At 68.8% G+C, this 8,165-nt stretch carries 7 protein-coding genes; 4 read left to right on the top strand and 3 right to left on the bottom strand.

The window, feature by feature from the left end; translation table 11 throughout:
• Positions 1–392 precede the first annotated feature (392 nt).
• Positions 393–728 carry a hypothetical protein gene (locus tag AC08OP_RS16520; RefSeq protein WP_462203044.1) on the top strand — a complete coding sequence of 112 codons (336 nt, stop codon included), beginning with the start codon at positions 393–395 and terminating at the stop codon, positions 726–728.
• Between the two features lie 27 nt (positions 729–755).
• A complete protein-coding gene (locus AC08OP_RS16515; protein WP_476615018.1) occupies positions 756–1,934 on the top strand; it encodes a CE1 family esterase in 1,179 nt (392 codons plus the stop codon).
• A 49-nt stretch (positions 1,935–1,983) separates the two neighbouring features.
• Here AC08OP_RS16515 and AC08OP_RS16510 read toward each other — a convergent pair whose 3' ends face one another.
• Positions 1,984–2,670: a hypothetical protein gene (locus AC08OP_RS16510; RefSeq protein ID WP_476615017.1), complete on the bottom strand. Its 687-nt coding sequence runs from the start codon at positions 2,668–2,670 to the stop codon at positions 1,984–1,986.
• Between the two features lie 1,087 nt (positions 2,671–3,757).
• Here AC08OP_RS16510 and mscL point away from each other — a divergent pair.
• Complete coding sequence (gene mscL / locus AC08OP_RS16505) at positions 3,758–4,153, top strand: large conductance mechanosensitive channel protein MscL (protein WP_476615016.1); 396 nt, start codon at positions 3,758–3,760, stop codon at positions 4,151–4,153.
• Between the two features lie 909 nt (positions 4,154–5,062).
• Positions 5,063–6,013: a S1C family serine protease gene (locus AC08OP_RS16500; RefSeq protein ID WP_476615015.1), complete on the top strand. Its 951-nt coding sequence runs from the start codon at positions 5,063–5,065 to the stop codon at positions 6,011–6,013.
• Between the two features lie 1,053 nt (positions 6,014–7,066).
• Here AC08OP_RS16500 and AC08OP_RS16495 read toward each other — a convergent pair.
• Positions 7,067–7,354: a hypothetical protein gene (locus AC08OP_RS16495; protein ID WP_476615014.1), complete on the bottom strand. Its 288-nt coding sequence runs from the start codon at positions 7,352–7,354 to the stop codon at positions 7,067–7,069.
• A gap of 87 nt (positions 7,355–7,441) precedes the next feature.
• Positions 7,442–7,786 carry a hypothetical protein gene (locus AC08OP_RS16490; RefSeq protein WP_476615013.1) on the bottom strand — a complete coding sequence of 115 codons (345 nt, stop codon included), beginning with the start codon at positions 7,784–7,786 and terminating at the stop codon, positions 7,442–7,444.
• Positions 7,787–8,165 lie beyond the last annotated feature (379 nt).

The raw sequence follows: 8,165 nt of genomic DNA, 5'->3' as shown, positions 1-8,165 counted from the left end.
TCCCGCCACCGGGTGAGGGGCCACTGTCCAAAACCGGCTCCTCCGAACGGCCTCCACCGTCTGCGGTGGACGAGCCCCCGCCACCCGCCGGCCGACCGCTTCCGGGGGGACCCACGTAACGTGTGGTCCGTCCCCCACATCCCGGTCGCCGTCGGCCGGTGGGTGTGCGTTCGGCGAACTGCGGCGCGTTCGGGCCTCAGGTGGGGCACTCTGGGAGAGGACGGACGGTAAAAGTCGGTCGCTGACCTCGACCACGCATATCGCCCTGACCCGGACACCTGACCCGGACACCTGACCCAGCCAGGGCACCCTGCCAGATCGGTCCGCAGGTGGCCGATCCTCACGGCGGAAACCTCATCAACGTCACGAGTGGCGAGCGGAGGGACATCTCGGTGGACGAGCTCTCGGATATGGAGCGCTCCCGACTGCTCCTCGGCTGGCTGGCGGCGCGGCGTGCCGTGGACAACTGTCTGTCGGACCTGCTCGCCGCCGGTCCCGCCGGGGAGCGGCGGGTACGCGAGTCACTCGCTCTCGTGGGCGATCTGGAAAGCCGTGCCCAGGAGGCGTTCGACCGTTACCGCACGGCCGCGGAGAACACGGAGACACGATCATCGGGCCGCTGGGTGCCTTCTGACGCGGATCGTCCCAGACTCAATGTGGTCCGCACCCCCGAGGGCGATCTCGCTCGTAGTAGTTCGAACACGAAGAGCAATCATCGACACCGGTGACGCCCGGGGCGCTGGACGCGCGTCAGAATGGCCCTCGTGCCGGCCGTCCGTCGCCGCCGCGTCGCCGCGGTCTGGCTCCTCACCCTCCTGGTTCCCCTTCTGCTGACGACGTCCGGCTGCGGCGTGCTGGAGGGTCCCCGACGTGGTCATGTGGTCCTGGCCGCCACCCCGGCGCCCACCACGGGTCCCGATGCATTCGAACGCTCCGGACGGGGCGCCCGCATCCGGATGACCCTGCCCCCGTCCGACGCCCCGAAGCCCTATCCCCTGCTCGTGGCGCTGCACAGCCTGCACTACGACGGCGCGGACCCCAAGCAGCACTGGGACCTGGACAACCTCGCCCGTGCCGCCGGCCTCGCCGTCGTGTACCCGGACGGCCTCAACAGGGCATGGAACGCTGGAACCTGCTGCGACCCCGCCGTGATCAACCATACCGATGACGTCGGCTGGCTACGCGCGTTGATCGCGCATCTCAGCGAGCATTACCCGATCGACCGGAACAGGGTCAGTCTGATCGGTCTGTCCAACGGCGGCATGCTGGCCTACCGGTACGCCTGCGAACACGGGGACGAACTCGCGGGCATCGCCGTCGTGGCGGCCAGCCGTCAGGTGTCGGACTGCCGTCCGGGCGCCCCGCTGACCGTCGTGGTCGTCCACGGCGGGGCGGACGGCCATGTGCCCTACCAGGGGACCCTCTGGTCGCCGGTGCTGCGGACCGCGATCACGCCGGTCGAGGAGAGCATGATCCCGTTCCGGTCGGTGGATCGCTGCCCCGTCCCGAGCCGGCCTACGGACACTGTCCTCACGGATTCGACCGGCGTGCCATGGCACGCCCCGGTGGCATCACAGTCCGCGCTGAGCGTTGGAACGGACGCGGACGTGGCCGCGCCCGTCGCCGTGCCCCCGGTGCCCCCGGCAAGCGGGCCGGCGCACCCTGCAAGCGCGCTGGTGAACGCCGCCCCGCGGGTCCTGATGCCGAGCGCCGTCCCGGGTGTGCCCGCGAATTCGACCACGGTGACGTCACCAGCCGTCGCCCTGCGCAAGGAGACCCCCTGTGCCTCCTCGGCCCGGGTCGTGCAGTTCCTGCTGCCCGCTCTGGCCCACGGCTGGCCGGCCGTCTCCGGACCGGCCCCCTTCGCCACGGGCAGGGTGATCTGGCATCTGCTGGCTCCGGCCCGTTCCGCGCGGCCCGGCCCGCGGATGTGACCCGCGACGGCCAGCCGGCGGGGACGGATCAGGCCGGCGCGAACACGGATCAGGCCGGCGCGAACGAGGACCGCAGCGCGCCCATCAGCGTATTGAGCGACGCCAGGACGTCGGTCGACACTCGCGCGATGAGCACGTACACGGCACCGGACACCGACACCGTGCGCATGAGGTAGGAGACCCGCTGCCCCTCCCGGTCGTACGAGCCGACGAGTTCCTGGGTGGGCTGACCGCTGGTGTCCGTCGCCGGGCCGGAACGGTCCCTGGTCAGACCGGGGACCGTGTTGAACTCGGCGGACTGGACCTGCGTGAGCGCTGCCACCGGATCCTGCACCGCGACCCGGGCCACCCCGATCATCTGCGGTCCGTACTCCGAGACGGTACCGGGCTCGCCATAGAAGATGCCGGTGTTGTCGCGCCGCTGCTTCCACACCGGCGGGTGGGAGAAGGTGGCCTTCTGCACAGTGTCGGTGAACGAGGTCCAGTCCGCCGGCACCGCGATCTGGCCCGCAGCCGCCTGACCGCCAGCTGCCTGACCGCCGGCTGCCCCCGTGTTCGGGCTAGGCGCGGCCGCTACGGGACCGCCGGACGATGCTTCCGTCGGCGCCGGGGCCGCATTGGTGGCGGTCCGGCCGCTGGGCCGGACCTTCTCCCAGACGGCACCGGCCCCGACGCCCACCCCAAGTGCCACGGCCAGCACCACCAGGGCCACCCCGACCCGATGCAGGAAGGGCATGGTGTCGGAATCACGATCTCCCTGCCGGGAATCGCGAGCGTCGTCCTCGTCGGGGAAATCGGCTGTGCCCGCGGCGGAGGTCAGGCTCCCTGAGCGACGCGCCGCGACCCGCTGGTCGGCGCCGAACCGCACCGGACTCGGCCGGCTCCGCCCCCCGCCCGGCGGGTAAGCCTCGGGTCGGCCGGACCGATCAGGCCGACCGGGCCGACCGGGCCGATCAGGTCGACCGGGATCGGTGCGATCGGCACGGCGCCGGTCGAGTCCGAGGTCGTCGCCGGCATCCCTGCCGTAGGGCGTCCGCAGGCCTGTTCCACCGTCCCTCATCCCGGCGCCGCCGGTCGACGGACCGCCGGTAGGGGCACCGTCGGCCCGACGTGTCGGCATCGCCGTCTTGGCCCGCGGCAGACCGCCCTCATTCTGCCGATCCGGTCCACCTCGTGGATCCGACCTTCCATCGGTAGCCCATTCGGGTGGTTGACGCCCGGATGCGGGTGCGGGAGCGGAACCAGGAACGACTCGGGACCGCCGGCCCTCGGCCCGAGCGGTCCGAGCGGGCGGGACGAGCGCCCGGCGCATCGAGGTGCCGGTGGACGGCGAATCGGTATCCTCGGGCTGTATCGAACTGCCCTGATATGGATTGCCGTGGCCGGGATTGCCGTGGCTCGCCGGTACCGGGTGGTAGGGCCCGGTCACCGGTCCAGCGGCGTCATATGACCCGGTCGGAGGGCCGTATGACCCGGTCGGAGGGCCGTAGCCGCTATGCTGCGGGCGCGGATCCGGCCCCGCTGGCTGATACGGCTCCATCGAGGGACCGCTACCGCCCCCCTGATAGTAGGGAGACTGCCGGTCGTCGTCCCACTCGGTCCGTCGCACACCGTCCGTCACCAGACGACCTCCGATCCCGAGCTCCGCTTGCGTCCGCCCGTCCCACCGCTGTACCACGGCGTTGCGTCGACGTTGCGCGAGCTTAGTTGACAGTAGCCCCCCGAAGGCGTACAGGGATCGGCCAGGTACCTCGCCGGTCACCCACTGATCTGCACCGATATCCTCCCATGTCATCAGGCACATATTTCAGGGGGGACGCCGCATGAAGGGCTTCAGGCAGTTCCTGATGCGAGGGAACGTCGTCGACCTGGCGGTCGCGGTCGTGGTCGGTACCGCCTTCACCGCGGTGGTGACGTCGCTGGTGAAGACCATCTTCACCCCGCTGATCGCCGCGATCTTCGGCAAACCCGACTTCTCGGCCCTCACCTTCACCATCAACGGCAGCATGTTTCGGTACGGCGAGTTCATCAACAGTGTCATCGCGTTCCTCTCAGTCGCTACAGTGATCTACTTCGTAGTAGTACTCCCCCTGAACACCATCAACGAGCGGCGGACGCGGGGGCAGGTCCCGCCGGAGGAGGACCCAGTACTCACCGACGAGGCACGCCTGCTCACGGAAATCCGTGATCTACTGGAGGAACACCGTCCCACCGGCTGACCCAGCCAACCCGGGCCGACCCAGCGCGGCTCCACACCGCGCGGCTCCACACCGGATCGCTTACCCGAACGTTGGTCGGCATTCAGGAATCGCTCAGGCTTTCAAGGGAAAGTGCCTACCATGACACCGCGTCTCCCCTTCAGCAGTAGCGCCGAGGACGCCCCCAGGGGCGGCGGCAGGGAGGGGTCCGGCGCCGGGCATGACTCCCCCTCCCCTTGGGCTCCGCCCATCGGCGGCGCGGCCGGGACACGAGCCGGCCAAGCTCACCCGGCTGGTCCCGCCAGCTCCGAACCCGGCCTCCCGGCGGGCCCGCCTTCCCGTCCGCCCGGCTCGCCGTACAGCCAACCGCCGACGCTGGGGCCATCCTCCGGCCAGCATCCTCAGTATCCGAATCCCCATCCCCCGCATGGGGATCCTCGTCCGTATCCGGATTCTCCGTACCCGGCCGGGCCGTCCCAGGCCAGTCAGCCGCAGGCCGCGCTCTCCGCGGGAAGCCCGCCTCCGGCGGCATCGCCCGGCGGCCCGTGGGGACCGCCTTCAGGTCCGCCACCCGGTGGTCCCGCTGCCCCGAGAGCCGTGAACGGCGCGGCCGGCCCCGCGGGACCTCCCGCGGGCCCCCCGACCGGAGGGTATTCCTGGGGACCGCCATGGAGTTCTCCGAGCGGCGCCGGCTCGCCACCCACCCAGGACCTCTACGGCAACGAGACAACCATGGCCGCCTCGCCCCCTTGGCGCCGACGGCGGCTCGTCGCCGCCGGACTCGCCATAGCCCTGGTCTCGGCCGGTGTGGGTGGCGGTGTCGGAGCGCTGGTCGCCGACAACAACGGGGGGCAGACCATCGTCACATCCGCCGGTCTGCACAACACCGTGGACAGTTCCGGTGGAACGTCGCCCGCAGCCGCGAACACCGTGTCGGCCGCGGCGCAGAAGATCCTGCCGAGTGTCGTGACAATCTCCGAGGAATCGAGCAGCGAGTCGGGCACCGGCTCCGGCACCATCATCCGTTCGGACGGGCATATCCTGACGAACAACCATGTGGTCTCGGGTGCCGCGAATGGCGGCTCGCTGACGGTCACCCTGCAGGACGGTCGTACTTTCGATGCGCAGGTCGTAGGCACGGATCCGAGCTCGGACCTCGCGGTGATCAAAATCAATGCCACCGGTCTCACGGCGGCCACGTTCGGCAATTCCGACACGCTGAGCATCGGGGAACTGGTGGTAGCGGTCGGCAGCCCGCTCGGGCTGAACGGCACGGTCACGTCCGGCATCGTCAGTGCCGTGCATCGCCCGGTGCGCACCGGGGATTCAACCGTGCGGGATCAGCAGAACACCGTGCTCGACGCAATCCAGACCGACGCCTCAATCAACCCCGGTAACTCCGGTGGTCCGCTGGTCAACAGTCGCGGCGAGATCATCGGCGTGAACAGCGCGATCGCGACCGTGGGTGGTGGAAGTCCCTTCGGTGGCGGCCAGCAGTCCGGCAACATCGGCGTCGGTTTCGCTATTCCGGGCAACTATGCCGGGTCGGTGGCCACCGAGTTGATCTCTACGGGCAGCGCCCGACACCCGTACCTGGGCGTCAGCGCCTCCACCTCGGAGGAGAACACCCGTTCCACCGCCTCCAGCGGCAACGGTGCACAGATCCGCTCCATGGTTCCGGGTGGACCCGCCGAAAAGGCCGGCCTTCGCGCCGGCGACGTCATCACGAAGGTCGGCAACCGTGCCGTCAACGACGTCGACTCCCTCATCGCGGCGGTCCGGTCCCACGCCATCGGCGACGAGGTGGAAGTGACCTATACCCGTGATGGACAGAGCGGCACCGTCAAGGCCCGGCTCGCCCAACAACCACCGGCATCCTGAGCTATGTCCCGACCCGCAAGAAGCGTGGTGCCTTCCAGCGGAAGGCCGCGAATGGCCGGTCCGGTTCCGAACGCCAGTTCTGCCGAATTGGTAACAGATTTCGGCTTATACCCATTGAAGGCAGGTTCGTCCAGGGTGGCTTGGTCCCGTCTCCGACGGGACATGGCCACCCTGCCGTGAGACCTACCAGGCAAAGTAACCAGCCGTAGTCGATGGGGATCTAAGTGCGACGACATCAGTAGTCAAGCGTTATCGACTGTCGAATCGGCGACAACAAAATCTTCACGACGTTCACCCGCTGCGGGGGACGAACTTCTAGCATTGGGCCTGCCTCACCGGGCTACCGATGGGGCGATGCCGGCCCGTTCCGGGGCCGCCGCTAGTCCCCGGGGAGAAGCTGAGTATGGACGACGACGCGGACCTGGTGGCCCGTGTCCGACGTGGTGACCGGCAGGCGTTCGACGATCTCTACGATCTGTACGCCGATGATGTCTTCTCGATGTGCCTGCTGATTCTGGGCGATCCCACCGTGGCCCGCGCAGCGGCCGGGACGGCGTTCGCCCTCGTCGCCCGCACTCGTCTAAATCCCCTGAGCGATCCCACCCGGCTGCGGTCCTGGCTACTCGAGCTTGCTCGAGGAAGCGCTCTGGCCTGGTCGGGATCGCCCCAGGCGCGCAGCATCCCGGTACCCCATGGAGTCTCGCCCGAAGAGCTCCTCACCGGTGCCGTGGTTCCGGCGCCGGCGAGTCTGCGGGTCGGCCTCGCGCGCACCTTCGATCGCGCCGCTGTCGCGGCTGTAGCCGCAGCCTCAGCCGCCAGTCGGCGGGCTGCGGCAGCGGCCGCCGCGGCCGATACCGATACTAAGAGCGAAGTCGGCGAGACCACCAAGGAGACACCGAAGGTCAATCTCGTCAAGGTACCGACTGCTCCACCCAGCGGTGACAGGTACGCCGATGCCGAGAAAACCATCATCGCCGCCACCACGCACCCCACGCGTCTACTCCCGCTCATGCGCATGGACTCCGACAATGACCTCACCGACGCACCACAGACTCATACTGGCCGCGGCACCGCGGGATGGCGCAGGCGGTCGGCGGTGGCAGTCGCCGCGGTGACGGCCATTGCCGTCGCCGGCCTCACGGCGGCCATGAACTGGCCCACCTCCGATGCCCAGCTGCTGTCGGAGGACAGGCCGAATATCACGCAGGGGCAGGTGACGCAGGGGCAGGTGACGCAGGCGCCGACCCCGGACGCGGTACGTCCGCCCGTGCCTGCGGCCGCACCCAGCAATGCGGCCGCGACGTCCTCGACAGTCGTCCCGACGGTCGCCGGAGCGTTCACCAGCCGGGCTGCGTCGCCCGGGGGCTTGGAACCACGCCTCATGGAGCCCATCGCGCGGCAGGTCAGCAAGCCCTCGCCCTCCGCCGCTCACCGTCCCGACCCTGCTTTTGTCAAGGCGCCTGCGGCACCGCCTCCGTCCTCGCCGTCCACCGCCCCGGCGCCACGCACGCCGACGACGGGGCCACCGACCACGACTCCTACACAGCCGCCGACCACGACTCCTACACAGCCGCCGACCACGACTCCATCGTCAGCCAGCCGACCGCCGACGGCACCACCGAGCACCCCACCCTCGACGACACCGACCGGGGTGGGCGCTCCGACGTCGACGTCCCCACCGAGTGGCAACCCCGGGAGCCCAAGTACCGGACCCGCTCCCAGCAGCTTCTCCACCGGAAGGACAAGTTCGCCCGACACAGGCGACTGGATCATCAATCCGATTACAATACCACTGCCCATTTTCATCTAGTCTTTTCTCTAGTCCACATTGCACAACAATGTGGATAAGGGCATACTCAAAAGCTGCCAGATCGAGCAGGACGTTAAAAATCCCGAGATCCGCCGAGTGCCGATAGTAGGCCTGGAAGGGACTGCGGTTCGGTCCCGGACCCGTCGGCGCCATAATCATGCATTTTCCACTCGGGCTCCCCGGTCCTTGTTCTCAGCCAGTATGGGAAAGTCATTAAATAAGTTGATCACTTGATCTATGTTTAGGATTCCCCTGTGATCGCCTCGGTAGGGTTATGTCCGTGGTGGACGATCGTTCGGCGAAGGTAACTGGTCAGGTGTCGCTTGATCGACAGTGACGGGC

Source organism: Frankia sp. CeRuru1 (assembly GCF_977966315.1).
This window is presented reverse-complemented; position numbering and strand designations above follow the sequence as displayed.